This window comes from Levilactobacillus parabrevis ATCC 53295, from assembly GCF_001434055.1.
Classification (GTDB): Bacteria; Bacillota; Bacilli; order Lactobacillales; family Lactobacillaceae; genus Levilactobacillus; species Levilactobacillus parabrevis.
In genome coordinates, this window is sequence record NZ_AZCZ01000033.1 from 1 (window position 1) to 25,964 (window position 25,964).

General features: G+C 50.6%; 30 protein-coding genes. 15 read left to right on the plus strand and 15 right to left on the minus strand.

Annotation, left to right across the window (positions count from 1 at the left end; all coding sequences use genetic code 11):
• Positions 1-242: IS200/IS605 family transposase (gene tnpA, locus FD07_RS09040; RefSeq protein ID WP_156403283.1), on the plus strand; the 242-nt coding region annotated here is incomplete at its 5' end.
• A 129-nt stretch (positions 243-371) separates the two neighbouring features.
• On the opposite strand, the gene FD07_RS12380 is transcribed toward tnpA, so the two are convergent.
• The 3 genes from FD07_RS12380 to FD07_RS09050 all read right to left on the minus strand — a co-directional run bounded on the left by FD07_RS12380 (position 372) and on the right by FD07_RS09050 (position 1,273).
• A complete protein-coding gene (locus FD07_RS12380) occupies positions 372-530 on the minus strand; it encodes a hypothetical protein (RefSeq protein WP_020089991.1) in 159 nt (52 codons plus the stop codon).
• 150 nt (positions 531-680) lie between these two features.
• A complete protein-coding gene (locus FD07_RS09045) occupies positions 681-1,010 on the minus strand; it encodes an ASCH domain-containing protein (RefSeq protein ID WP_027826016.1) in 330 nt (109 codons plus the stop codon).
• Between the two features lie 35 nt (positions 1,011-1,045).
• Positions 1,046-1,273, minus strand: coding sequence for a hypothetical protein (locus FD07_RS09050; RefSeq protein WP_020089993.1), 228 nt, complete (start codon positions 1,271-1,273; stop codon positions 1,046-1,048).
• Positions 1,274-1,412: 139 nt separating this feature from the next.
• On the opposite strand from FD07_RS09050, the gene FD07_RS09055 reads away from it, so the two are divergent.
• The 5 genes from FD07_RS09055 to FD07_RS09075 all read left to right on the plus strand — a co-directional run bounded on the left by FD07_RS09055 (position 1,413) and on the right by FD07_RS09075 (position 6,139).
• Entirely contained in the window at positions 1,413-2,159 is a 747-nt protein-coding gene (locus FD07_RS09055) for an alpha/beta hydrolase (protein ID WP_020089994.1), read from the plus strand.
• A gap of 198 nt (positions 2,160-2,357) precedes the next feature.
• Complete coding sequence (locus FD07_RS09060) at positions 2,358-3,470, plus strand: ABC transporter ATP-binding protein (protein ID WP_020089995.1); 1,113 nt, start codon at positions 2,358-2,360, stop codon at positions 3,468-3,470.
• Positions 3,448-4,272: an ABC transporter permease gene (locus FD07_RS09065; protein ID WP_155823080.1), complete on the plus strand. Its 825-nt coding sequence runs from the start codon at positions 3,448-3,450 to the stop codon at positions 4,270-4,272. Before FD07_RS09060 ends, FD07_RS09065 begins: the two co-directional genes overlap by 23 nt.
• The gene (locus tag FD07_RS09070; protein WP_020089997.1) at positions 4,269-5,072 is read left to right on the plus strand and encodes an ABC transporter permease; all 804 of its coding nucleotides are present in this window, start codon (positions 4,269-4,271) and stop codon (positions 5,070-5,072) included. The genes FD07_RS09065 and FD07_RS09070 overlap by 4 nt, the downstream gene beginning before the upstream one ends.
• Positions 5,069-6,139 (plus strand): ABC transporter substrate-binding protein, encoded by a 1,071-nt coding sequence (locus FD07_RS09075; protein ID WP_020089998.1) that lies wholly within the window; start codon positions 5,069-5,071, stop codon positions 6,137-6,139. Before FD07_RS09070 ends, FD07_RS09075 begins: the two co-directional genes overlap by 4 nt.
• Before the next feature lie 74 nt (positions 6,140-6,213).
• Here the strand turns inward: FD07_RS09075 and pstB are convergent, their stop codons facing one another.
• From pstB to FD07_RS09095, 4 genes are all read right to left on the minus strand, one after another.
• Positions 6,214-7,017: a phosphate ABC transporter ATP-binding protein PstB gene (pstB, locus tag FD07_RS09080; protein WP_020089999.1), complete on the minus strand. Its 804-nt coding sequence runs from the start codon at positions 7,015-7,017 to the stop codon at positions 6,214-6,216.
• A gap of 11 nt (positions 7,018-7,028) precedes the next feature.
• Positions 7,029-7,916, minus strand: a complete 888-nt coding sequence (gene pstA, locus FD07_RS09085) for a phosphate ABC transporter permease PstA (protein WP_020090000.1) — start codon at positions 7,914-7,916, stop codon at positions 7,029-7,031.
• Complete coding sequence (pstC, locus tag FD07_RS09090) at positions 7,906-8,859, minus strand: phosphate ABC transporter permease subunit PstC (protein WP_020090001.1); 954 nt, start codon at positions 8,857-8,859, stop codon at positions 7,906-7,908. Before pstC ends, pstA begins: the two co-directional genes overlap by 11 nt.
• A gap of 82 nt (positions 8,860-8,941) precedes the next feature.
• Positions 8,942-9,832: a phosphate ABC transporter substrate-binding protein PstS family protein gene (locus FD07_RS09095; RefSeq protein WP_020090002.1), complete on the minus strand. Its 891-nt coding sequence runs from the start codon at positions 9,830-9,832 to the stop codon at positions 8,942-8,944.
• 278 nt (positions 9,833-10,110) lie between these two features.
• On the opposite strand from FD07_RS09095, the gene FD07_RS09100 reads away from it, so the two are divergent.
• Entirely contained in the window at positions 10,111-10,461 is a 351-nt protein-coding gene (locus FD07_RS09100) for a hypothetical protein (protein ID WP_020090003.1), read from the plus strand.
• A 418-nt stretch (positions 10,462-10,879) separates the two neighbouring features.
• On the opposite strand, the gene FD07_RS09105 is transcribed toward FD07_RS09100, so the two are convergent.
• Both FD07_RS09105 and FD07_RS09110 read right to left on the minus strand, forming a co-directional pair.
• Positions 10,880-11,083: a hypothetical protein gene (locus FD07_RS09105; protein ID WP_020090004.1), complete on the minus strand. Its 204-nt coding sequence runs from the start codon at positions 11,081-11,083 to the stop codon at positions 10,880-10,882.
• Positions 11,084-11,148: 65 nt separating this feature from the next.
• Positions 11,149-11,415 carry a PTS sugar transporter gene (locus FD07_RS09110; protein ID WP_235804794.1) on the minus strand — a complete coding sequence of 89 codons (267 nt, stop codon included), beginning with the start codon at positions 11,413-11,415 and terminating at the stop codon, positions 11,149-11,151.
• Positions 11,416-11,565: 150 nt separating this feature from the next.
• On the opposite strand from FD07_RS09110, the gene FD07_RS09115 reads away from it, so the two are divergent.
• From FD07_RS09115 to FD07_RS09125, 3 genes are read left to right on the plus strand one after another with little or no spacing between them, the layout of a single operon-like run.
• Positions 11,566-13,929, plus strand: a complete 2,364-nt coding sequence (locus tag FD07_RS09115; RefSeq protein WP_020090006.1) for an ATP-dependent DNA helicase — start codon at positions 11,566-11,568, stop codon at positions 13,927-13,929.
• Positions 13,926-14,612 (plus strand): hypothetical protein, encoded by a 687-nt coding sequence (locus FD07_RS09120; protein ID WP_020090007.1) that lies wholly within the window; start codon positions 13,926-13,928, stop codon positions 14,610-14,612. The genes FD07_RS09115 and FD07_RS09120 overlap by 4 nt, the downstream gene beginning before the upstream one ends.
• 3 nt (positions 14,613-14,615) lie before the next feature.
• Positions 14,616-15,536, plus strand: coding sequence for a sce7725 family protein (locus FD07_RS09125; protein WP_020090008.1), 921 nt, complete (start codon positions 14,616-14,618; stop codon positions 15,534-15,536).
• Positions 15,537-15,827: 291 nt separating this feature from the next.
• Here FD07_RS09125 and FD07_RS09130 read toward each other — a convergent pair whose 3' ends face one another.
• On the minus strand, positions 15,828-16,871 hold the full coding sequence (locus FD07_RS09130) for a lactonase family protein (RefSeq protein WP_020090009.1): 1,044 nt from the start codon (positions 16,869-16,871) through the stop codon (positions 15,828-15,830).
• 140 nt (positions 16,872-17,011) lie between these two features.
• Here FD07_RS09130 and FD07_RS09135 point away from each other — a divergent pair, with 140 nt between their 5' ends.
• Positions 17,012-17,467, plus strand: coding sequence for a GNAT family N-acetyltransferase (locus FD07_RS09135; protein ID WP_020090010.1), 456 nt, complete (start codon positions 17,012-17,014; stop codon positions 17,465-17,467).
• A gap of 177 nt (positions 17,468-17,644) precedes the next feature.
• Here the strand turns inward: FD07_RS09135 and FD07_RS09140 are convergent, their stop codons facing one another.
• From FD07_RS09140 to FD07_RS09150, 3 genes are all read right to left on the minus strand, one after another.
• On the minus strand, positions 17,645-19,225 hold the full coding sequence (locus FD07_RS09140; protein WP_033388952.1) for an APC family permease: 1,581 nt from the start codon (positions 19,223-19,225) through the stop codon (positions 17,645-17,647).
• Between the two features lie 96 nt (positions 19,226-19,321).
• On the minus strand, positions 19,322-20,029 hold the full coding sequence (locus FD07_RS09145; RefSeq protein WP_020090012.1) for a VIT1/CCC1 transporter family protein: 708 nt from the start codon (positions 20,027-20,029) through the stop codon (positions 19,322-19,324).
• A gap of 15 nt (positions 20,030-20,044) precedes the next feature.
• Positions 20,045-20,731 (minus strand): VIT1/CCC1 transporter family protein, encoded by a 687-nt coding sequence (locus FD07_RS09150; protein WP_020090013.1) that lies wholly within the window; start codon positions 20,729-20,731, stop codon positions 20,045-20,047.
• A gap of 447 nt (positions 20,732-21,178) precedes the next feature.
• On the opposite strand from FD07_RS09150, the gene FD07_RS09155 reads away from it, so the two are divergent.
• The 4 genes from FD07_RS09155 (at position 21,179) to FD07_RS09170 (ending at position 23,909) form a co-directional block, all read left to right on the plus strand.
• A complete protein-coding gene (locus tag FD07_RS09155; protein ID WP_020090014.1) occupies positions 21,179-21,682 on the plus strand; it encodes a Fur family transcriptional regulator in 504 nt (167 codons plus the stop codon).
• Between the two features lie 225 nt (positions 21,683-21,907).
• The gene (locus tag FD07_RS09160; protein ID WP_033388953.1) at positions 21,908-22,978 is read left to right on the plus strand and encodes a peptidoglycan recognition protein family protein; all 1,071 of its coding nucleotides are present in this window, start codon (positions 21,908-21,910) and stop codon (positions 22,976-22,978) included.
• 140 nt (positions 22,979-23,118) lie between these two features.
• A complete protein-coding gene (locus FD07_RS09165; protein ID WP_020090016.1) occupies positions 23,119-23,331 on the plus strand; it encodes a hypothetical protein in 213 nt (70 codons plus the stop codon).
• Entirely contained in the window at positions 23,331-23,909 is a 579-nt protein-coding gene (locus FD07_RS09170; protein WP_020090017.1) for a zeta toxin family protein, read from the plus strand. The genes FD07_RS09165 and FD07_RS09170 overlap by 1 nt, the downstream gene beginning before the upstream one ends.
• Positions 23,910-23,982: 73 nt before the next feature.
• Here FD07_RS09170 and FD07_RS09175 read toward each other — a convergent pair whose 3' ends face one another.
• Together FD07_RS09175 and FD07_RS09180 are read right to left on the minus strand one after the other, a co-directional pair.
• Entirely contained in the window at positions 23,983-24,765 is a 783-nt protein-coding gene (locus FD07_RS09175; protein WP_020090018.1) for a YibE/F family protein, read from the minus strand.
• Positions 24,762-25,880 carry a YibE/F family protein gene (locus FD07_RS09180; RefSeq protein ID WP_020090019.1) on the minus strand — a complete coding sequence of 373 codons (1,119 nt, stop codon included), beginning with the start codon at positions 25,878-25,880 and terminating at the stop codon, positions 24,762-24,764. The genes FD07_RS09175 and FD07_RS09180 overlap by 4 nt, the downstream gene beginning before the upstream one ends.
• Between the last annotated feature and the right edge of the window lie 84 nt (positions 25,881-25,964).

Sequence of the window (25,964 nt, forward strand, 5' to 3'; positions counted from 1 at the left end):
TGGAAGTAATGCCAGACCATATCCATTTACTACTAAGCTTTAAGCCCAAGTATGCACCAACCAATGTCGTCAAAGCCTTCAAGGGCGGTTCGGCTCGTTTATTCTTTGAATTACACCCAGAAATAAAGGTTCAGAAGTTCTGGGGCGGACATCTCTGGTCTCCAAGTTATTTCATGAGTACTCTTGGTGATATGAGCAAGGAAACTGTAGAAAACTACATTGCCAGTCAGCGAAAGGCATAGTGGCATTCATCCCTTGCTTGAAAGCAAGGGAATTCTGCCTAGCTTATATTAAATAGACAGAACGGCACCCTCTGAAATGGCAGAAACCACTCAGAGGGTGCCGTTTTATTTATTATAAATTTTCGCAAATTAGTGACTACCGGCTAAGTAGCCTTTGAACACCTCACTAGAGATTTGCGCAATCTGCCCTCGCGACAAATAAATCCCAATAATCCCCAACACCACGATGCCAACAGCTAACCAGAAATGCCAAGACTTAGTGTGTTTTGTGATAAACTGCCATGTCATGATCTCATCCCCTAATGGTGGGTTTCAGCTCACTGATTGCTAGCATTGTAGCATCATGTCACTAGGTCAGCCGCTTCAAGGCCTCCGCTGGTAAGCCAATTGTTCTAAATATTCTTTTCAAGAGTCTCACACCGTTTTCGATTGATTACTTCAAATACCAATTGCCACTACACCCCATTGCTTTTCCTGCTCTGGTGTATAGATGGTATACGTATCAGCTACCATTTGAGCGACGTCATCCTCGGGTGCACTGCCCACACTCTCCGGTGAATACTGACTGTAAAGATCAGCAAACGTCCTAAACTGGCGTAGGCTTTTCACCCGCCGAAAAAGTTGCTGGGTTTTATCCGCGACGTTGTAGAAACAAATTGAATCTCCCACGTGCAATCTCCGTCGTTTCTCATCATTTAGGCGAATCTCAATTGTTTTCGTTCCCCTGAAGACCAACTCAAATTGGTCTGAATTAAGGCCCATTTTCAAATTTGTCTCTTCTTTCCAGTGCTTGGGGTAAGCATCTATTTACGCTGCTGTCTCAGCAAATATTGATGCTGCTTATACGCCGAAATACTGAGCCCCGTCAACACAACCGCCAACACCAACGCCCAACCGAATACGCCCTGTGGCCGGTTATAAGCGATGATTGACACTAGGCTCAGCAAATGATGATGCAAATCGGCTTGAATAAATGCCCCCGCTGCTACAATCCATGAAACAAGTGCTCCCCCGTAAAACCATCTACGCACGTTGAATCTCCTCCTAGTTATTGCTACTCCGCTATCTACTCTACGCCGTCCACCAATCTTTTTCAAAAAAGTTCAGCGAAGTTGCCCATTTCCGACTATTCTGGAAAGGTAAGCACAACGAAAAATGGAGGTCTTCAAGATGGAATTTAATGTGACGCGTGACGGCTTAACTTTAGCGGGAATTTATGAACCGGCACCCAAGCCGAATGGCACAATTGCGATTCTCATGCATGGCTTTACCGGTAATCGCGGCTATACTACTACGGAACTGCTGCCTCAGCTCGCACAACGGCTGCGAGCAACGGGTGTCGGCACCGTGCGCTTTGACTTTAACGGTCATGGTCACAGCGATGGCGAGTTTGCTAACATGACCGTGGCCAACGAGATTGCTGATGCACAGGCTATCCTGACCGCCGTTCAAACGCGACTTGCCCCGAAACAAATTAACCTGTTGGGCCATTCCCAAGGTGGTGTGGTGGCCAGCATGTTAGCCGGCTACTATCCAGATCTGATTCACAAACTAGTACTCATGGCGCCCGCCGCAACGCTCAAGGACGACGCCATTGCCGGGCATACTCGCGGCCTCGTCTACGACCCCCGCCACATTCCTGCGCAACTACCCATGGATAATGGCAAGGTGTTGGGCGGCTTTTACCTCCGCACAGCGCAATTGCTCCCCATCTATGAAACTGCTCAGAACTTCACCGGCCCCGTCTGCTTGATTCACGGGGACGCCGACCGTATCGTTGCCTACCAAGCTTCGCAACGCTACGATGACGTCTACCAGAATAGCACCTTTCACCTCATCCCCGGTGCCAGTCACCGCTTAGACGGCGCTGCTCGGACAACGGTACTGCAACTAGCTACCAATTTTATTTCAAATTAATCCGTGACGCGCTCAGCCAATGACTGAACGCGTTTTTCTGTCTTGCAAGCGTCCCCGCCGTTCGTTGATTGCCTCCCCTAATTATCGTGGGCAACCACCATCTTTTTTCGTTTCCTTTTCCCGCAAAACCCGCTATAATCATTTAGGTTACACCACATTTCAATCTAAAATAATCTCTAAAATAGAGGAGGTAGCCTGATGACGCAACCTATCATTACCTTGCGCAATGTCACCAAACGTTACGGGAACCACACCATCTTAAAAAATATTAATTTGACACTCGAGTCCGGCAAATTTTATACCCTGCTGGGACCATCGGGCTGCGGTAAAACCACGATTCTGCGGGCGATTGCCGGCTTCATGTCCGTTTCCGATGGCGACGTGCTCTTCGCCGGGCAACGAATCAACGAAGTTCCCGCCAACAAGCGCAACGTCAACACGGTTTTCCAAGATTACGCGCTCTTTCCCCATCTAACCGTGGCAGAAAATGTCGCCTTTGGCCTCACCCTTAAAAAGGTTGCCAAGGCTGAAATCACCGAACGCGTTGCCAAGGCCTTAAAGCTGGTTCAGCTCGCCGGTTATGGCGATCGCGCCATCAGTGAACTTTCCGGTGGTCAACAACAGCGGATCGCTATCGCCCGCGCCATCGTCATGGAACCCAAGGTCCTGCTACTCGACGAACCCCTATCTGCACTGGATGCTAAGTTGCGGCGGCAAATGCAATACGAACTCCGCGACCTCCAACAACGCCTGGGGATTACCTTTCTCTTCGTCACCCACGATCAAGAAGAAGCCCTCGCCATGAGCGACGAGATCTTCGTCATGAATCAGGGCGAGGTCCTACAGAGTGGTTCGCCCGTCGACATTTACGACGAACCGATCAACCATTTCGTGGCCGATTTCATTGGCGAAAGTAACATTCTTCCCGCTAAAATGATTGAAGACTTTCAGGTCGCCTTTGGGGGGCACCAGTTTGAATGCGCCGATGCTGGGATTCCCGACAATGAACCGGTTGAGGTGGTTATCCGACCCGAGGACCTTGCCCTCACCACGCTGGATCAGGCCAAACTGACCGTGACCATCGATACCCAGTTGTTCCGTGGCGACTACTATGAAATCGCGGCGACCGATACCCACGGCAATGACTGGCTCATTCACTCCGTCAACCCCGCCGAGGATGGCGAGACCATCGGCATCACCTTCCGGCCACAGGACCTCCACGTCATGCGGTTTGGTGAAAAGGAAGCCGAGTTCGACGCACGCCTCGAGACCTACGAAGAATTGGAGGATGATGGCGTTGACGAAACGTAGAACCTGGGTGTATTTCATCCCCTACGGCCTCTGGTTGGCGCTGTTCGTCATCGCTCCGGTCGCCCTTATTATTTATCAATCCTTCTTTGACCTAGGCCAGCATTTCACTCTAACCAATTACAGCACTTATTTCCGCTCCGCAACCTACTTAAAGATGACGCTGAACTCCGTCTGGTATGCCTTCCTAATCACGTTATTCACCGGATTGATCAGCTATCCCACGGCCTACTTCATTCATCAACTCAAGCACCGCCAATTCTGGCTACTGCTGGTGATTCTCCCCACTTGGATCAATATTCTACTGAAGGCCTACGCGTTCATCGGCATCTTCAGCCAGGCCGGCCTCGCCAACCAATTTCTCACATTCATCGGCATCGGCCCGCAGCAGATTCTCTTTACCAACGCCAGCTTCATCTTCGTAGCGACGTACATTCAGATTCCCTTCATGATCTTACCGATCTACAACGCTCTCGATGACCTAAATCCAGCGTTCGTCAATGCCAGTAAGGATCTGGGGGCCAGCACCTGGCAGACTTTCCGCCACGTGATCTTTCCACTGACACTTCCCGGTGTTAAGGCCGGGGTGCAGGCCGTCTTCATTCCTTCGCTTTCCCTCTTCATGTTGACCCGTCTGATTGGCGGCAACAAGGTCATCACACTGGGGACGGCGATTGAAGAACACTTCCTGACTACAATGAATTGGGGCATGGGCTCGACGATTGGCGTTGTCTTGATTGTAGCCATGATCATTGTCATGCTCCTGACCGGTGATCAGAAAACGAAGGGAGGGACGCCACGATGAAACACAAACTGGCCAATACCTACCTGATTCTGGTCTTTATCATCCTGTACGCGCCCATCATTTTTCTGATTGCGTATTCCTTTAGCCAGGGTGAGACCATGACCAACTTTCATGGGTTCACCTGGCGCCACTACCAAACGTTGTTCAGTGATACGCGGATGCTGGCAATCGTGGCCAACACCCTATTGATTGCCCTGCTGTCATCGCTGATTGCGACCTTGATCGGTACCCTGGGTGCCCTCAGCATCACCCGCACGACCAAACGAGTAACCCGCGAGTCGCTGCTCACGCTGAACAATGTCCTCATGGTCTCCCCAGACGTGATCATCGGGGCGAGCTTCCTGATTTTCTTCACGATGCTGAAGATTCCCCTGGGGTTCGGGACGGTTCTCATGAGTCACATTGCCTTTGAGATTCCGATTGTCGTGTTGATGGTTCTCCCTCGGTTGCGCGAAATGTCACGTTCCCTGCTGGACGCCGCGCAAGACTTAGGGGCGACTACCCGACAGCTTCTGACACAAGTCATTATTCCCTTCATCTCGCCCGGCATCTTCGCGGGCTTCTTCATGGCCCTGACCTACTCGCTGGACGACTTTGCCGTGACCTTCTTTGTCACTGGCAATGGCTTCTCAACGTTGTCCGTGGAAATCTACTCGCGGGCACGTCAAGGGATTAATTTGGAAATCAATGCACTTTCCGGCGTCATGTTCCTATTCTCACTGCTACTGGTCGCCGGCTACTACTGGATTCAACAGGCGAGTCAGAAGCGACGCCACCGGAAACGGGAGGTGACCTCATGAAACGTTTAGTGAGTTTGATTGTGGGCCTGCTGGCAGTCTGCGGATTGCTCGCCTACACCGGCCATCAGCTTCAGGCCTCCAGTGGTAGTACGGGGCGTAAGGTGCTGAACCTCTATAACTGGGGCGACTACATTGACCCGCACCTCCTGACAAAATTTCAGAAGGAGACCGGCTATCACGTCAACGTCGAGACCTTCGACAGCAACGAGGCCATGTATACCAAGATCAATCAGGGTGGCACCCACTACGACTTAGCGGTGCCTAGTGAATACATGGTGGCAAAGATGAAACGCGCTCACTTACTCCAACCGCTCGACAAAAGCCGCCTGACCGGTCTGCAGAACTACGATTCGCAATTCATGAGTCAGACGTTTGACCGGGGCAACCGCTATTCGTTACCGTACTTCTGGGGAACGTTGGGCATCATTTATAACGATAAATTCATTAAACCCGGTAGCATTCGCCACTGGAACGACCTGTGGTCAACGAAATACCGCGACCGCATCATGTTGATCGACTCGGCTCGTGACATCATGGGGATGGCTCTCGCCTCACAGGGAAAATCCATGAATACCACCGATCCGGCAACGTTACGGCAGGCAGAACAGAAACTCAATCGCCTGGCGCCAAACGTCAAGGCCACCGTTGCCGATGAGATTAAGATGTACATGACTCAAAATGAAGCACCCATTGCTGTAGACTGGTCGGGAGAAGCCGCAGAAATGTTGGCAAACAACGCCCATCTCCACTACATCGTGCCCAGTGAAGGGAGTAACTTGTGGATCGACAACCTTGTCATCCCCAAGACAGCCCAGCACACCAACGCTATCTACGCCTTCCTGAACTTCATGTCGCGGCCGGATAATGCCGCACAGAACGCGGAGTACGTTGGCTACGCTACGCCCAACCGGAAAGCTAAGGCCTTGTTACCCAAAGCTACCCGTGAGGATCAACAATTCTATCCCGACGCCACCACCTTGCGACACTTGGAGGTCTACCGCGACCTTTCACCAACGAAGGTCCAGCTCTACAACGACCTCTACCTTGAGTTTAAAATGCACCATTAAGCGATAATTCGCAACAAATTAGTTAACAAAGCCCCGCAACGTTTCTCCGTTGCGGGGCTTTGTCGTGCCGGCATCTAGCCAAAACTACCGGCGATATAATCTTGTGTGACAGGGATTTGGGGATTGCTAAACATCGTTCCAGTTGGGGCATATTCCATGATATGCCCCAAGTGGAAGAAGGCACACTGACTACTGATTCGCGACGCCTGTTGCATGTTATGCGTCACGATGATAATCGAATACTTCTTTTGTAGTTCCAACAAGGTTTCTTCGACCTTAACCGTTGAAATTGGATCCAAGGCGCTACAAGGTTCATCCAATAAGAGGACGTCTGGCGCCATGGCAATTGATCGGGCAATGCACAGCCGTTGTTGCTGACCACCGGACAGAGACAAGGCACTCTTATCGAGGTTATCCTTGACTTCATCCCACAGGGCGGCCCCCTTCAGGCTCTGTTCGATTCGTTCCTCGAGCTCGGCTTTTTTCTTGATGCCGTTGGCTCGCAACGCGTAAACGATATTCTCCCGAATCGACTTGGCAAAGGGATTTGGCCGTTGAAAAACCATCCCGATATGCCGGCGAATTTCATAGATGTTCACGCCCGGCTCATTAATGTTCACGCCGTGGTACCAGATTTTACCGGTCACCGTAGCGATACCATCGTTCATCCGGTTCAGTGAACGCAGATACGTTGACTTCCCGGAACCAGAGGCCCCGATTAGCGCCGTAATCTGATTCTTGGGAAAAGCCAAGTTTGCGTCAAACATGGCATGGTTACTGCCATAGAAGACTTGCATATCTTCGGTCCGCATCGCTAACGATGTCTTATCGTCAAATGTTTGTACCGCTGTTTCTTCAAATGAATATTGTTTTAACATGACTGCACCCCCTACTTGCTAGCCGTGACGCGCCGATACAGGTAATTTCCTAATAACCGTGCGCCTAGGTTGAAGAGGAGTACCGCAATAATCAGGACGGCCGAAGCCGCTGCGGATAAGGCTGCCGCGTTGCTGGCCAGTCCTTCAGTGTTCACTTTCCAGATGTGTACCGCCAACGTTTCGGCTGGTCGGAATGGGTTCAGCGGACTCGCTGGATCCATTGGATTCCAATCCGCGAAGTTGGTCACGGGAGCACTCTGGCCGGCCGTGTAAATCAAGGCAGCGGCTTCACCGAAGACCCGTCCGGCACTGAGGACGATCCCGGTCACAATCCCCGGTAAAGCTACCGGTAAGATAATTCCCAGTTCAGTCTTCCATTTGGACAAGCCCAGTGACAAGCCAGCCTCACGTTGGCTCCGCGAAACGGCACTGAGTGATTCTTCAATGTTTCGGGTCAACAACGGTAAGTTGAAGAAGGTCAGGGCAATCGACCCTGAAATAACGGAGAATCCAATCTTGAACTTCACCACGAAGAGTAAGAAACCAAACAGCCCCACCACTACGGATGGCAAGGAGCTCAGCACTTCAATCGCAGAACGGATCAGACTAGTCCGCCAGTTGTCCTTTGCATATTCGGCCAAGTAAATCCCGGCACCCAACGAAATGGGCACGGAAATCAACATCGTCAAGAGCAACAGGTAGAATGAATTGAACAGTTGCACCCCGATACCACCGGCACCGCTAAAGGCATCGGTCGCACCCGTCAAGAATGACCAGCTCACGTGGGGCAAGCCAGCAGTTAAAATATAAGCGAGTAGGAAGAAGAGAATTCCCACAACGGAGGCAACGATCAAGTCAATCACGACCGTTGCAATGAAATCAGTCCGTTTAGCGTTCATGTTTGAGTTGCCCCCTCTTAGCAATGAAACGTACCAGTGCGTTGAAAAATAGTGACATTAATAACAGAATTAGAGCTAATGACCACAAGGCGTTGTTCGGTAACGTCCCATCAATGGTGTCCCCGATTCCCGTCGTTAATTGACTGGTCAACGTTGAAGCTGGTGAGATTAAGTTTTTCGGCATAATTGCGGCGTTCCCAATCACCATTTGAACGGCTAAGGCTTCCCCAAAGGCCCGGGCCATCCCAAAGATGATTGCGGTTAAGATTCCGGAAGTTGCCGAGCGCAGAATGACCCGCGACACCGTCTGCCAACGCGTTGCGCCTAATGCTAGTGACGCTTCCTTGTAGAACCGTGGAACAGCCCGCAAGCTGTCAACGGTCATCGACGTAATCGTTGGCAGGACCATAACGAACAGCACAAAGGTTGCTGAAATGATTCCGAAACCAGAACCACCGACCAAGTGCCGCATAAATGGTACGACGACGGCCAGGCCAATGAACCCGTAAACAACGGATGGAATCCCAACCAGCAACTCAATGACTGGTTGTAGGAATTTCCGCCCACGGTTCGGCGAGATTTCAGTCATGAAGATGGCTGTGCCCAACGCAAACGGGGTTGCAACGATTGCGGCGGCGAAGGTAACGGCAAATGACCCTAAGATCATGGGCAATGCCCCGATTTTGCCTTGGTCGGGTGCCCAATTAGTCCCCGATAAGAATTTCCAGAGGCTCACGTGATTTTGCGTAAACGTGGCAATCCCTTTCGAGGTGATGAACCACAGCATCGACGCGACCACGAGAATGATAATACCAATACAGAAATAACTGATCCCGCGACCGATCCAATCTTCATGCGTAGCTTTGGTTGCGTGATGCAACCGTGTATCCCACTCATGTGATTGGGTGTCTTGGTTTTTGAGCTGTGAATTAGTTTGTTCCATTGAATGACTCCCCCTTAAAAAAAGTGAAGGTGCTACGACCGCACCTCCACCCTGTGACGACTACTGACAAAGATTTTCGGTGCTAGTTCTGGGTAACGACACCCTTAGCATCCTTGGTAACCTTCATGTCATGAATACTGATGTAACCCATGTCCTTAACCAAACTGTTTTGAACGGCCTTTGAGTCCATGTACTTCAAGAAAGCAGCGGTTGCCTTGTCAGGCGTGCCCTTAGTGTACATGTGTTCGTAGGACCAGATCTTCCACTTGTTCGTTTGTACGTTGTTATCAGTTGGTGTTACGTTGTCGATAGAAACGGCTTGTAACTTGTTCGTGAAGTAAGAGAAGGCCAAGTAACTGATGGCCCCTGGCGTCGTGGAAACGATCTTTTGAACGGCACCGTTGGAGTCTTGTTCTTGTGACTTAACGGCAGTTGCACCCTTCAATACGGCGTTTTCAAACGTTGCTCGAGTCCCACTACCTTGGGCCCGGTTGATGATGACGATCTTTTGATCCTTACCACCGACTTCTTTCCAGTTGGTAATCTTACCCGTGAAGATCTTCTTCACTTGGGCCATCTTCAAGTTCTTGATGCCGGCGTCCTTGTTGACGACTGGTGCCATCCCCACGACGGCTACTTTATGGTCAGTCAACTTGTCAGCCTTGATACCATCCTTCTCTTCGGCAAAAATATCGGAGTCACCAATTGAAACTGCTCCGGCTTGAACTTGACTTAACCCAGTCCCGGAACCCCCACCTTGGACGGTCAAATTAACCTTGCTGTTCTTAGCGGTAAAGTTGGCACCCGCCTTAGCTGCCAGTGGTTGTAATGCGGTTGACCCCACGGCAGTTACCTTACCAGAAAGTGCTTCGCTACTTCCCTTACTACTAGTTGAGCTAGTGGCTTTCCCACAACCGACTAATAATATGCTAAGTGCTGCAATCCCCATTGCTAACTTTGATCCCTTATTCATCTCTGTCACTCCATGTCATTAAAAGTAGTAGAACCATTTTAAGAATCGCGATAGCTTTTCTCAAAATGCCTCCCCATAACTTACAACCCTGATTCTAAGCGATGAATATATATTATTCGTAGCAATCGTGTAAATTTTCGGTAAATGTTGCCAAATTCTCCATAAATTCCTTTATATTTCGGTAGTTAACCCCCAAACACGATTAATTGCATAAATGTGGGTCGTTAATTGCGTCTTGCCGTCAAAATGGCTAGAATTAGAGTAAGAGGTGACCAGAAGTGGCAAATAAAAGTGAACGTAAAGCACGACACGCTATGATCGTTGATATGAACGACTTCTTAATGGATTATGCCGCATCAAAATTAGGTGAAAAGGCAGATTTAGCGCAGCAAGTCGCTGCCGCCGGCAAGAGTGATCTGACCGGTCTGGACGACCTATTCAAGGATAATGGTGTCGGTCGGCGGACCAAGTACTTGGACCTCGCCTCCGGTTTCCTTCGGGACGAAGCGGACGCCGATAAAGCTGACGCACCAAGTGACTTCGATGCCGCAACCAAGGCATTGGGACAAGAAGCCATCGACTACCTGAGTAGCCATCCCCAAAAATTTAATCGCTGGGAAGAAGCTTAAACGCAAATACCGTTAGTCCGATTGACTTTTAAAGTCACCGGGCTAACGGTATTTTTTCGTTGCTTTTGTCTGTTTGAATCTTATTACAAGGAAATTTTTTCGATCAATTGTTGGGGACTGCTTGCTTTGAAACTGAGGATATTATTTGTGGTTGATTTCTAATCTCATATAGCCAAAACGTGGGACAGCAGGCAGCTAGCTGCGCTTAACCCTATAAGAAGATCAATCCAAACCCGGGATTTTTCTCCTTATGACGTTAATGCTCGGGATTGCTTTCCTAACTCTACACAGCCGAAACGTGGGACAGTAGGCAGCTAGCTGCGCTTAACCCCATAAGAAGAACAATCCAAACCCGGGATTCTTCTCCTTATGACGTTAATGCTCACTAGCTAATCGCCTGCTGTCCCACTCTTTTTCTTTATTTCCAATCCCACAAATCGGCCTTCATATTAGTTCCAATAATCTGCGTCAACAAATCAATGAACTGATCCGGCATGTACTTGGTCGTATCCAGTTCCGTGGATTGGTCGTTTACCTTGGTGATGACCAATCCCCGATGTTCCAGATGTAAACCATACTTGGGGGCAATTTCACATAGTCGTGCTATCTGTTCTTCACTCACCGCTAAGTCTCCTTGAATTCTTGTTTAACCTGAGCTTAGCGAATCTGTTGGTCGCCGTCAAGCGGCTAGTAACAATACTTATCTGCCGCCAATTGCTGGTGGATTGCGCCGGCCAGTTGCGCTTCGTCTGGACCTTCCGCAACGATTCGAACGTAATGGCCTGCGTAGCCCACTAGTTCGGCGACCTCTTCGTGCTGACTGGGGTCAATTTCAAGGTCACGAACCTTAATCCTAACCTTGCTATCATGCTTCTGGCAGATCTTCTGTAATGCGGGGGCTTCATCAACGGTTGGCATCTCTTCAAACAATGGAAATCCAATGGTCTTCATCATGATCACCTCTTACTTCCATTGTAAGCGATTACATATTGAAAGCCAAGACTTTTCACTTTATTTCACAAGGCCAAACTATCCCACGAACACGCGTTCAAAGTCAGTCCAAAGTATGGTATGATTATTGCCAGAAATGGAGGCGATGAGCGCATGCCAATTAAACTAGGGGTTCGTGAATTAGTTGAATTTACCTTGCGAACCGGGGACTTGGGTAGCACCAGTAATAGCCAAAATACGGCGCTCCTGGGTGCGCGCATCCACCGTCGCCTGCAAAAACAGCGCGGAGAAAATTATCAAAAAGAATACTATCTCGACCTGAACCTTACCCTAAATGGGACTGACTACTTGCTTCACGGCCGAGCGGACGGTGTGACATTGACCGACGACGGCGCCAACATTGAAGAGATCAAGACGTCCGAGACCGTTTTTGACCAGCTCAGCGAGAACACGCTGACCCTCTACTGGGGCCAGGTCAAGCTCTACGCCTACTTACTGATGCAAAAAGAGACCGATCTCGATGAAGTCACGTTGACTTTAACTTACTTTCAGACCAATACGGAGACGACGACCCAGACGGACCAAGTCATCAGCCGTCAAGCCGCCAAGGCGTTCTTCGACAAGGTCATTGCCGAATACGTCACTTGGCTAAAATTCCGGTCCGACCTGCGAGAACGCCGCGACCCAACCATTCAACAGCTCGCTTTCCCCTTCGGCCACTACCGCCCGGGCCAACGCGAGCTTGCCGTTGCCGTCTACAAGACGATTCTCACCAGCAAACGACTCTTTGCCGAGGCGCCGACTGGTACGGGGAAAACGATTTCCACCCTCTTTCCAACCATCAAAGCCATCGGTGAAGGCGTCATCCAACGGATCTTTTACCTAACAGCCAAGCAGAGTACGCGAACCGTGGCCGAAGAAGCCGTCAGTCTCATGGCGAGTCAGGGACTCAAACTCAAGAGTATCACGCTCACAGCCAAAGAAAAGATTCAGTTTCCAGAAGAAGCCGACCTGCAGCCGGATGAGAACCCCTACATGTTAGGCTACTACGATCGACTCAAACCCGCTCTGCTCGATCTCATCAATCACAACGACCAGCTCACGCGACCCGTGATTGAGGAATACGCCCGCAAACACACACTCGACCCGTTTGAATTCCAACTGGATGCGAGCCTCTTTTGTGATGTCATTATTGGCGACTACAACTACCTTTTCGATCCCCAAGTCCACCTCCAACGGTTCTTTACCGCCGAGGATCCAGACAACTTCTTCTTGATCGACGAAGCCCACAACCTGGTCAGCCGTTCACGAGAAATGTATTCCGCCGAACTCACCAGCCGGCCGTTAGACCGCCTAGTTGAACAGAGTCGCGACCTCAAACAAGCCACGCCAAAGCTACGCCGGCGCTTGCAGGATCTGCGCGCCACTTTCGATGACATCGTGGCCCCACTCCTTCAGGATGGCAAGACCGACAGTACCTTTCTCACGCCGCCAGAAGACTTCAACCACGATCTGTCGCGGTTGGTCGAAGCCATCCACGATTGGCTGGTCGACCAACCGCAGACGCCCTTCACCCAGAACATCCTCGACTACTACTTCGCTGCCATCAGCTACCAACGAATCGGTGAGTATTACGATGACACCTACCGCATGCGCTTAGCCGTGGTAGACGGCAATATTGCGATCAAGCAGCTTTGCCTGGACCCCAGCACCTTTCTCGCCGACAGCCTCGCCCTGGGCCACGGTGCCGTTTTGTTCTCGGCGACCCTCTCCCCCATGGACTACTACCAAACGGTCCTGGGGGGCGACACCGACAGCCTGGCTTACCAGCTTAATTCACCGTTTGAACCGCAGCACCAAGCTATTCTGGTCACCAATTACATTCAGACGACCTATAAACAACGTAACGCCAATCTCGCGAATATCCTGCTAGCAATCAAGACGTTGGTGGACGGCAAGACCGGTAATTACCTGATTTTCCTGCCATCCTACAGCTACCTGCTCGACGTGACGCAAGCCTTTCAGATGGCTTACCCGCACATTAAAACCGTCGTCCAACAGTCTAAAATGGCAGAGGCCGACCGCACAGCCTTTCTTGCAAACTTCGTGGCCAATCCCCAGGAAACGCTGGTCGGCTTTGCCCTTCTCGGCGGGATCTTTGCCGAGGGTATCGACCTCAAGGCCGACCGGCTGATTGGCGTGGGGGTCGTCAGCGTTGGTCTCCCCGGCATCAATCCGGAGACCGACCTTATCCGTGACTACTTCGATGAACAGTCCCAGCAGGGCTTCGCGTTTGCCTACCAACTCCCCGGTTTAAACAATGTCTTCCAAGCGGCTGGCCGGTTGATCCGCGGCTCCAAGGACGTGGGTATTATCCTGCTGATGGACCAGCGTTTCTCTAGTCCGCGTTACACCCACTTGTATCCGCAACATTGGCAGCATTTCCGCCGCCTCTACCGTCCCGAACAACTGACGACTGCCGTGCAACATTTCTGGCACCAGGAGGTCTCCTCATGAAAACGAAGCTTACCCTTGCTTTAGAAAAAACACTCTATTATTACTGTCGTGAGGCCGGTGCCTTTCCCGTCGAGGAGGTCACAATGCCCGATGATGCTGGTATCGTCGACACTCTCAGCTATCAGGAGATGCCGGATCTATCGATTGAATGGCGCTGCTACGAACTGAAGGTCACCAAGTCTGATTTCCACTCCAAGGCCAAGCTGTCCTTCGTCGGTCACTACAACTATTTTGTCCTTCCGTTGAAACTTTATCAGGAAGTTGCCGCTGAGATTCCCGCTGGCATTGGCGTTCTGATTTATCGGCCCTTCGATAAAGATATGCTGGCAACGGCCACCGAAGCCCCCGTCACACCGGGTTACTTGACCGTGGCACGGCCACCACGACGGCAGGAACTCCAAGTACCGGCTAGTCAACTGACGACCCGTTTCATTGCATCACAGGCCCGCGAAGTCAATAAGGCCAAGCAGATGGAAACCGGTCTGAAGCAGTATGGCACCGATCGTCTCTATCAGGAATTGAAGAAGCGCCACCAACACTACGACGTCTACGATCCCGAAGCCAATTTCTACGACCAATTCATTGAAGACACCCAATCGGCCGCGGTCACCGCACTCCAGACCGAAGTGGACGCTCTGAGCCTAGAACTTCACGACCTCCAACAACGGTTAAGGGAGGACTGACACATGCTTTATTTTCCTTACTTTCGTGGCCGGCAGTATGACCTGCTTGCACTGAAAAATATTGCTCAACAGCACGTATTGCCCGCCAACATCATCCCCATCATCGAACCGGTCAGGGATATCCGTGCCCTACCCCAAACGGTGGCGGCCTTCATCGACCACGACCAGCCGGTGGTGGTCATTGCCAATCCAACGGTCAGCGACTATGCGTTGACCCAACAAAAGCTTCACGACTGGCGGCCGTATCAGGATAACCCCAATCTCATCGTTGGGCACGTACTGACCCCCACGCTCATTCCAGATAGCCTTACAGCACCAGCCGGACACCGCACATTGCTGATTGCTCGACAATACGATGAGCTCAAAGCGGCCCACCACGCTGGCTGGCTAGCGGCGTCCGATTACCTATTAGTCCCCCCGGAAGCTCGCATTCGCCAGCTACTGAACCGCCCGACTGTCAGCCTGTTCGATCACGCTTGGTTCCCGGAGCACGACCGGAGCTACGCCGATATTGTTGATGGCTTTTTCAGTGACGATTGGACACTGGCCGACTTCAATAACTACGTCGGCTTCAGTGACTACACGATTGGTGGCGGCCACTATAGCGAACATGGCTATCCTGCCAAAGCGGTCACCCTCCATCTCACGTATTTCCGTGGAAAACAGCTCCGGATCCACCGCTTCGTTTCCACCGACCGCGATGACTTCCGCCACCCCAAGGAGAAGTTCTTCCAGGCCGTGGCTAAACTGGCCGCGTGGTTGCCACAACAACCGGCGGTCACTCAGACCCCCGCGGCGCAACAGCTAGCCGCCTACCACGAGCAGCAGCACTTCCCTGGACTGGGCGTGGTAAAACGGCTGAGTCTGGAACATCACTTACAGCTGATGGCGCAGTACTTTAAGGAAAACTTTCCAGTGGATTAAGGCTTTCTGGCGAGTCATTCATGGGATTTTTCACTCGAGATAGCTACTATACCTATAACCACTAAAAAACGAGTAACCAGATTTTTTTCATACTGGTTACTCGTTTTAATTTTTATTGGTGTTTCGTAACGGCAACTTTGAGCTGGCGATTACGCACCAAGGCTCTATTGCCGAAACGCATCCGCAAGGGCAACTAGTTCCGCTTAACCCCAATAAGGAAAAATCCAAACCCGGGATTTTCTCCTTATTGACGTTAATGCTCACTGGCTACCGCCCTTGCTCACACTCTTTTTACTTAACCGGCACCACGCAAACGCCTTCTGGTACCATGAAGTCTTTCTGAACCATCGTTAATTTACCGCTGTCTGCGTCGCGCTTGTATAACGTAGCGTTGTCGGAGTTTTGGTTGACGACAATCACTAAGCTTTCGTCGGAATTCATGTTGAAGTCGCGAGGAAAGTCACCCTCCGTGGAGATCCGTTGAACCGTGGTCAGCTTACCTTCGTCATCGGCCGCAAAGACCGTGATGGAGTTATGCCCCCGGTTGGAAACGTATACGAACCGACCATCGCTACTCAAGCGAATAGCTGCTGAACCGTTGTGTGCCGTCCAGTCATCGGGAATCGTGTGGCTAATCTGCTTGACCGTTAATTTACCAGCGGCGGCATCGTAGTCCAAAGTTGCAACGTTACTACTCAATTCACCGACCAGGTAGGCGACACCCTTCTTGTTATCAAAGATGATGTGGCGTGGACCGTAACCGGCTGGCAAGTCAACGTGACTAACCGCCGTTAATTTACCGGTGTCAGAAACATCGTAAATGTAGACCTTGTCCGTCCCCAAGTCACAAACGACCAACCGGTTGTCCGGCGTCAAATTGGTAAAATGTGGATGGGCCCCATCGGCTTGTTCCGGTGCTGGTCCAACTGGATCATCGTCGTGAACTTCGTCGGTCTCCGTCAAGGTTCCGTCGTCAGCGATAGCATAGACGTCGACTAAGCCCTTGTGATAATTGGCCGTATAAACCAATTGCCGAGCTTCATCAACCGCAACGTAAGCTGGCGAAGCGCCGTGTTCCAGCACTTGTTGAATCGCCCGTGGCTTTTCTTCGGAAACATCATAGATGATCAAGCCACCCTGGGTCTGGCCATCGGTTTCCTTCTTGTTGATGACATACAAACGCTTCTTAGCGGCCTTCGCGATATAAGTCGGACTCCCAGCAGACGCTAACCATTCGCAATCCATCAGCTTAGGCGTCTTTGTGTCCAGACTCACCCGGTAAATCCCGCGACTAATGCGCTTGGTGTAAGTCCCAATATAAAAATCTTCCGTCATGTGTGCTACCCCTTTCAACTTACCATATCTATTTCAAGTATAGCACAGCTCAGCCAACAACACCTGACGAAGTCACTGGCAACCTGGTCGATTTACCGGTACAATAGGGTAAATTGGCTTTAGGAAAGGAATCACTGTAAATGTCTAGCTTTGAGGGTTACCACCCGCTGTTAACACCTAGTTTTCGGTTCGACTGGCTTACCCGTTTCAAATTAAAAAATGTTGCCACACTCACGAATCGTGATCTTGCCGAAACTGCCGACTGGATCAACAATACCATGCGCTCCACAATGAAGGAATCCACCCTAACCTGGGGGATTGAACGGCGCCGGACCCACAAGCTAGTGGGCTGGGGCGGCTTTTTCACGTTGGACCTACCCGCCCACACCGGCCACGCTGGCTTAGAGGGCAAACGGTTACCAGTCGGCGAGCAACAGGAAATCGTCGACCGACTGGTTAATTTCGGCCGCGATGAATTACAACTGACTGAAATGACGCTGACGCCATCCGCTAACTTGGATGAAACAGTGCTGGCAGCGGCTGGCTTCACGGCCAACAGCGCCGATGCCGATTGGACCTGGTGCCTCCACCACTAGACTTACTAAGTCGTCTGTGGCTGCCAGGCGTTCTGCCTCCTGTGGTCCGCCTTGCCGGGCGGTGCCAATCAGAGTTTGGTTCATGTCAGTAGTACAATAAAATTACACAACTAACGACAAAAGAAGCTGTTAGACCTCACATTGGCCTAACAGCTTCTTTATAAACTCTCCCTAAAACTAATCCTCTTCCGTCACCCGCTGATTTAATTCGCGTGCGATGTCAAATGAATCACTCCGATAAGCATCATGAACCCCGAGATAATAACAGGCCAGACTGCCCAATGCGACGACCAGGAAGTCTAGAGGATAGGCAATCTGCCCAATCCCACCAAACTCATGACTGCCGGCGTACGACATCAGCGTAAGCCAGACCATTTCTGCCAGTAACCAGCGGCTTCCCTTGAGGCTCGCGCGTAACGCGTGCCATCCCGCTGGCTGGCGAATTTCATAATAAATGTAACAGATCAGACCCAAGGCGATCACACCAAAGACCTCGACCGTGGTCGGCCACTTCGCCCAGTAGATGGCCAAACTGGCCAGTACATAAGCGAGTGGTGCCCACAGGTGAATCCAATGGAGTCGAAATGGCCGAACAAAGTTGCGTCCCTGATGCCGCAGCGCAGTCACTGTGACCGGTCCCGTCAGGTAAGCGATCAGCGTTGATGTGGAAATCACGTTAGACAACGCACTCCAGTTTCGGAAACCGGCAACCAGTAAGACTCCCAACAACATGTCAACCACCATGGCCCGCCGGGGGGTCTGGTATTTTCGGTTGATTTCACCCAACCGGGTCGGCACGTGCTTGGTCCCCGTCATGGCAGCCAGGGCGCGACTCGTCGTGGCCACGAAGGACACACCAGTCCCGAATGGCGAGACGAACGCGTCCAAATATAGCAACGTTGACAACCAACTCAGATTTAACAGGATGGCAATATCCGCGAACGGCGACTGGAAGTTAACCCCCTGCCACCCGTGCGCCAGATTTGCCGCGGGTACGGACCCAATGAAGGCGACCTGCAGTAACGTGTAAATCACGGTACTGATCCCAAAGGCAATCACGATTCCCCAGAGAATGTTACGCTCCGGGTGCGCGATCTCATTTCCCATGTTGATTGTCGTCTGAAAGGCATTGTACGAGAAGATAATTCCCGCAGCCGTCGTCGCCGAGAAGATGGCCGCACTCCCACCGGGCATAAAGCCCGCGGTGTGACCAAAGTTATTCGGCTCAAACCCCGTCGCAATCAACACGATAATGGTCAGCGTGGGAATCGCTAATTTGAAAACAGCGATAAAACTGGTAAATCTAGTCAGTAGCTTCACCGACCAGAAGTTCAATAACGTAAAGGCCAAAATAAACAGGAAGACAATCATTAACCCTTGATTGGTAATGTTCCCATCCTTCAAGAATCCCCTAGTCCAGTTCGCCCAGTCCCAGGGCCAGGAACTCATGTACTGCACGGCGGCAACGGCTTCGATTGGAATAATCGTCAATAACGACAGCCAGTTGGACCAGCCGGCAACGAACCCCAGCAAGGGGCCGTGGGAGAAGGCCGCATACTGGCTCATCCCCCCACTCGTCGGAAACATGGTTCCTAGTTCAATATAATTCAATGCAATCAGGCCGATAACCACGGCCCCCAAAATCCAAGATAGGATAGCGGCCGGGCCGGCGATCTGAGCGGCCATTCCCGCCCCAAACAACCAACCTGAACCGATGATGGCACTCAGCGTTAGCATGACTAATGAAAATAAACTCATCTTGCGCTTCAACCAAATTCCTCACTTTCAAAAAAGATATTGGCCCATTGTACACTAGGAATCTGGCAATGCGCTAAGAAAGCAGCGATATTTCACTTAGAAGAGTTGCCCCACGTAATAGTGAATAAACATGGTAATAATCCCGACAATGACGTTTCTGATGATCGCCGTCCGGACTAATCCATGTCCTAATTTAGCACTCAGAAACCCGGTCAAAGTCACCGAAAGCAGAACGGCAACGATGGTCGCTGGCCACTGCCAAGCCGTGGAAAAGAGGCTCATGGCGATCAGGGGAAAGGCGCCCCCCAGCGAGGCTGCAATCAGGGATGAAAAGGCAGCGTTCCAGGGATTCATGTAGTGCCCAAGCTGAATGTCTTCCTTCACGTTAACCACTGTGGCTAAGGCGTCTTTATGCATCAGATCCTGCGCGATGGCCAGGGAGGTTTCGGCGGAGACACCCCGTTCCTCATAGAACTTCTGGACCGCGGCCTCCTGGTCAGCGTAGTTGGACTTCAACAACGCCGCTTCCTGTGCCACGGCCGACTTTTCCGTATCCTTCTGCGTGCTGACGGAGGCGTATTCCCCCGAAGCCATCGAGAAGGCACAAGCCAACAGGTCGGAGAGCCCGGCGATAAAAATCGTAAACTGGTTGTTCGTCGCCGCAGCGACACTGAACAGCACCCCAACAACGGTCAGAATCCCATCGTTAGAACCCAGCACCCCAGCTCGCAAGGTATTTAGTTTTTCACTCATCGTTTGCTTTTCTTTTTGCTTTTTGACACGTACTTCTTCATTTGCTGCCATAGAATCGGCTCCCCTCTATGCAAATAAACTGCCGATGCCGTAAGTGACCAACATCGTTAAAATTCCAGCAATGACGTTACGCTTAGTCCCATTCCACCGGTTGGCCTTACCCAAAATGGCAGCCGTGTAGCCGGTAATTGATAGCGCAATGATCACGGCAATAAACGTCCCGATGATTCGCCACTGCTCAGGCAACAACGTAATTGAGACCAACGGCAGAATCGAACCAGTTGGAAATGAAATCATCGACGCAATCGCTGCTGAATAAGGGTTGGTGTACTCCCCTACGTTAAATCCAAACCGTTCACGTACGGTGGTCTTGAGGGGATCCTCACTCATCATTTCCCGAGCCGCCTGATCGGCCAGCTCCGGACGAATCCCACTCGCTAAGTATTTGTCCCTAACGAAAGCAAACTCACCTTCGTAATCGTTATCCAGCGCCACGGTCTGCGTTTCGATCGCCTTACGTTGGGCATCCTTCTCCGCATTGACTGAGACGTATTCCCCCATGGCCATCGACACGGTCCCGGCAATCATGCCAGCAATCCCGGAAATAAAGATGGCAAAGCTACTCGTCGCAGCACCAGCCACCCCGACAACGATCCCGGCCACGGAAAGAATCCCGTCGTTGGCACCCATCACGCTGGCTCGTAGAACGTTGATTCGTTGAGCCAACGTTGCCGTTTTTTTCTCTTTCTTCATATCTATCCGCCCCCAAATAATATCCGTCTATTATTTTAACACTCTTATAAATAAAAGTTAGGTGTCACAAACTAAATTGTGGTCCAACTTTTAGTAAGTAGCTTGTCGCGAATCCCAAAACTTGTGATATCATCATAGTTTGTGACCATCTCGTCAGTGATTTTAGTTTTAATTTAGAATCATTATCATCTACTAACAAATACATTGTACTCAGGTTACCTCTAAAAGTAAACTCTAAAAATCAAAGTCAGTCAATTCAGCCGTCTAGGATCCTACGGTGAGGCATAAAACTGGAAGTATTGTCAAAGTGTGGTTTAATAGAGGCAAACTAGAGTGATTATAAATAAACGATTCTCAAGACAACTCAAGAATCAACGCGACATCCGAACGCCTGACAACCATAGGTGCTTCACCATGTCATCACTAAAACTAAGGAGGGATAGTATCATGGCAACGCAACAGCAATTGTTGACTCAAGCCTTACAGACCCTGAAGGACCATCACGTCCGGGTCACGCCCCAGCGGCAAATTATTTTGACTTACCTCGTCACGCATCACAATCATCCCTCGGTGGACACGATTTTTAATGCGCTGGCTAACCAGCTCCCCAATCTGAGCATGGCGACGGTCTACAATACTCTGAATCTCCTAGTCGACCTGGGCGTCGTCATCGAATTGCCTAACGATAACGGTGGTCTGCGCTACGACTTCTACGGTCGACCCCACTACCACGTTATCTGCGAAAATTGTGGCAAGATCACGGACGTCTTCGCTCCCGATTTTCCACAGATTGAACAGCAATTGAATAGCGAGGCGGCGGCCCAGACTGGCTACCTGATTACCAGTAACCACGTCGAAGTCTACGGCCTGTGTCCCGAATGCCAGCAGAAGCTCCACATTGATCCCAGCCGGCAAAATTGGGCGGCCAACGGCTCGAAACCGCTGTCATAGCAATGTTACAGCCACATTACAGGTGTCGTAAACATTTAATGTATTTGCAAACACCCTAAACAATCCCGTCAGTATTGATATTAATCGCGTAATATTACAGTCTTAGCCCAGCCTGGCGGTTGTCGTACCCGCCGATATTGTATATAGTTGATAACGAAGAATATCGACTGAGCGGCGTCACAGCCGCAGTATAATATAAAGATTTGAGGGATGATCAGGGTGAAGATGCATAAAGTAGTATTGACCGCACTGGCCGCTTTAGGGGTTGTTGGCGTTCTCGGAATGACCAACACCACGACGGCTAACGCGAGCTCCAAGGTGAACGATTATATCAACAGTAAAAATATTAAGCCTGCTAAGATTACCAAGTCCATTTGGAATGGTTTTCCAAAGAATAAGTATCGTCATGGTAAGGCTAAGCCTGAAGGTGTTGTCGTTCACGAAACGGCCAATCCATCTTCAACCATCTACAACGAAATTGCTTACATGAAGCGTAACTACAATAACGCTTTCGTTCACAGCTTCGTCGATGGTTCTCGGATCATCAACATTGCCAATACCGACTACCTCGCTTGGGGGGTTGGCTTCCCTGGGAACGCCCGCTTCGTTCAATTCGAACAAGTTGAAGTTCACAGCAAGTCTGCCTTTGCCCATGAAGTTTCTAACGCGGCTTGGTACACGGCCTACCTGTTGAATGAATACAATTTGAAGCCTAACGATGCCGCTTACGACGGTAAAGGGACAGTTTGGTCTCACGGTGCCGTTGCCAAGAATCTGGGTGGCTCTTCACACACCGACCCAGTTGGCTACTACTCTACCACTGGTAAGCGTTACTTTGGTCAGAAGTACACCATGGCTGCCTTCTACCAGATGGTCAAGAAGTACTACAACGCGATGAACGTTAAGCACACCAAGTTAGTTAATGCTGATTACACATCCGTTAACAAGCAAGCCAAGTTGAGTAGCAAGTACACCAAGTATTACCTGTACAACCACGTTAAGGGTGCCAACAAAAACGCTAAGCGCCAAAGTTGGTCAAAGATCTCCCCTAAGGTTGGTAAGACTTACTACGTCGACATGACGGCCAAGAAGAGCACGGGCTCGACTTGGTACCGAATCAAGCCGTCTAAGAACACCACCAGCAAGACACGTTACTGGGTCTACTCTGGGAATTTGAATAGCGTGAAGGATGTGCCAACGGAAACTACTGCCACGGCCATGAGTGCCAGCGCAAGTTCCGATGACGCTTCATCTGTCAGTAGTTCTAGCGTAAGCTCGAGCTCTAACAGCAACTAAATTTTAACGATTACGAACGCGGTTGGAAATTATTCCAGCCGCGTTTTTCTATGCTCTGGCGATTGCTCTTACCTGATGACTGCCTGAAAATCGCAGAGTAAACCGCAAATCCTTAGGCTATTCGCGAGCTTTCAGGTACAATGAACAATACGAAGGGAACGGTGATTCTGATGATCGATCAAACTCTGGATGAAATTCTAAAACTCGCTCGCGAGGCGGATCTTGAAAAACTGATGAATCGTGCGTTGTATGAAAAAGACGTCTCAAAAAAAGCCGTCTATAAGGCATTATTCGATTACGCGCTCGACGAACAACAAAAAAAGATTATCAATCGTAAGGAATTCATCATCTGATGAAACCTACCTACATGATTATCGCTGGTATTAACGGTGCCGGAAAAAGTACCCTCTTTCAAGCCTACCCAACAGTTTTTAAAAATACCAAAAGAATCAATGCCGATGAAATCTTGCAGAAGAACCACGGCGACTGGCGTCGAATCTCAGACAACTTGACCGCTATGCGCGAATCTATTATTCAAACTAAACTTGCATTTAAAAATCGGGAATCGCTCCACGTTGAGACAACTCTGGCTGGCAATGGCCGTACGCAAGGCGATTTCATCGCCCTCGCACATCATCAGGGCTTCCGTGTAAGCCTGTGGTATGTCGCCTTACGTAGCCCTGAACTGGCAATAAAACGAGTCCAACTGAGAGTATCTTTGGGTGGCCATGCTGTTCCTGAAGAAACCATCTATCGTCGCTACACACAATCACTACAAAACTTAATTAAAATCTCTAAATTAGTCGATCAAGTTAGCATTTTTGATAACTCAAAAATCTTTCAGCTAGTTTACGCTAGGTCTGATTCAAAAATACTTTCGGATGATCTGCAACAATACCCCTATCTGCCGAAAACCAATCAATTATTTTAAATAAAAGAGCCAGTTCTCGTTAACCAAGCACATCTGCTTGGCCTTCGAGAACCGGCTCTATTTTTAATGACAGTTATTTTTTACTCATCTGCTTCGCCGCACGCTTCCGCTGACCAGCAACCGCTCGGGTCATCACCCAAGTGGTGATTGGCACCGTCAAGATCACGCTGACCATGGCAAAGAGGATCATCAGAATCTCCGACACAAAGATTTTATCGTTGAGAATCTCGCCAAACGAGTAGTGAACCCCCGTGAACCAGATGAACAACGCCAAGAAGCCCCCGAAGAAGCCAAAGAACAGCGTGTTGAAGGTGGTCCCGATGATCTGCTTACCCACGGCGATACCATCCCCTAAGAGCGCCCTGGTGGACACTTTTGGGTGTTGCTCGAGGATTTCACTGAGGCCCGCTGCAATGGCCATAGCGGCCTCCGCAATGGCCCCCAGCGTGCTCAGGATGGCTGTAGCGGTCGTGACTTGCACAAAGTTGATCCCGACCAGTACGGACAACCCCTCCAAGTCCTCACTGTCTTCCGGACCGAACCCCTGGACCAACGCCCAGTGCTCGACCGGTACAATCAGTAAGACGAGAATGACCAGCACTACCGCCGAGGCTAGAAACGCCACGGTACTCGACATATCGTCACCGCTACTCATGAAGATGGTCAGTGCCAGGACCAGCACCCCCACCACCAGTGTGACGGGCAGTGGCGGAAAGTGAAAGGCCACCAGCACGATGGCGAGAAAGAGCAGGCCGAAGTTCAAGAGAAGTGCTAGAAACGATTGAAGCCCGGCCTTGCCCCCGACGAGTACCATCAAGATCAACAGAATCAAACCTAAAACGTTAATCGTACTCATGCGCGCACCTTCTTTTCCATGAAACGACTAGCCAGATAACTCGCTAATGGCACCGCCAACACAATCCCGATCCCACTGATCAGGCTTTGAACGACTCCCATCGACATGTTCATCGAGAAGGTGTAGCCCCAGCTATTGCCGTTCTTCAGGTAGAGCATTGCCATTGGGAAGGTATCCGCCACGAAGATGAAGAAGAGCACGTTGATCAGCGGCCCCATGATGGTACTTCCAATCTGTCGGCCGGACTTAAAGACTTGCGTGGCTGACAACTCGGGCCGTTCCCGTTTTAGAGCGAATAACGACGAAATAATATCGGTCGACTCATCCATGACAGCTCCCAACGATCCCAATAACGTTTCGGCCAAGAACAACGGGCGGGGAAGTTGGGTGACGTACTGCATGGACTCGTAGTACATCCCCTTCTCGTGGGTGAAATGAAAGACCAGTAGCGCCACGATAATCGACAGCGCCGTGCCTCCCAACGTGGTCGCCAGCGTAATCAGCATCTGCCGGTTGGCGCCGATGACTAGCCATAGGGTCAGGGCCGCGAAGACCACAGCGAGACTGCCAAAGATCCACAGCACCCGGGCACCCTGCGTCGAGCCATTTAAAATGATGGCCATCAGGAATAGCACCCCGTTGAGCGCCACACTGAGGAACGCCATGAACCCACTGAACTGCATAATCAGCAGTAGTAGGCCCACGACCAGCCACAGCATGAAGACCAGTGCCGTATCCCGCTTAGCGTCCTTAGCCGTGGCCGTCAGCTGACCGTGTTGATGTTGATGAACGACGATGAAGAGCTGACTGCCCTTGCGGTAACGCTGATCCATCGCTCCCGACAGTGAATAAGTATTGGTAACAGTTAGCTTTTGTCCGCGGTACTTACCATTCAGAATATGACCATACAGTTTCTGCTTGGTCTGGTAATCCACGTTGTGAAAATCATCCTCGTCTTTGGTAGTTTGCCCCTTCTGGACACGAGTCACCTGCATGATGGGATCGCTGTAGAGACCCGCGTTGTGTTGCGTTGCCCACACGAGCAGACCCCCGATCAGTAACACCAGCACCCACAGGCCAAGGGTGACCTTTCTTCTCTTAAGTAAGCCTTGCATAATCCCTGTCCCTTCCAACCTTTGACGCGTTGCATCCAATATACCACTTTCCGTGGGGTTACTTTTGGCCCAATAAAAATTTTA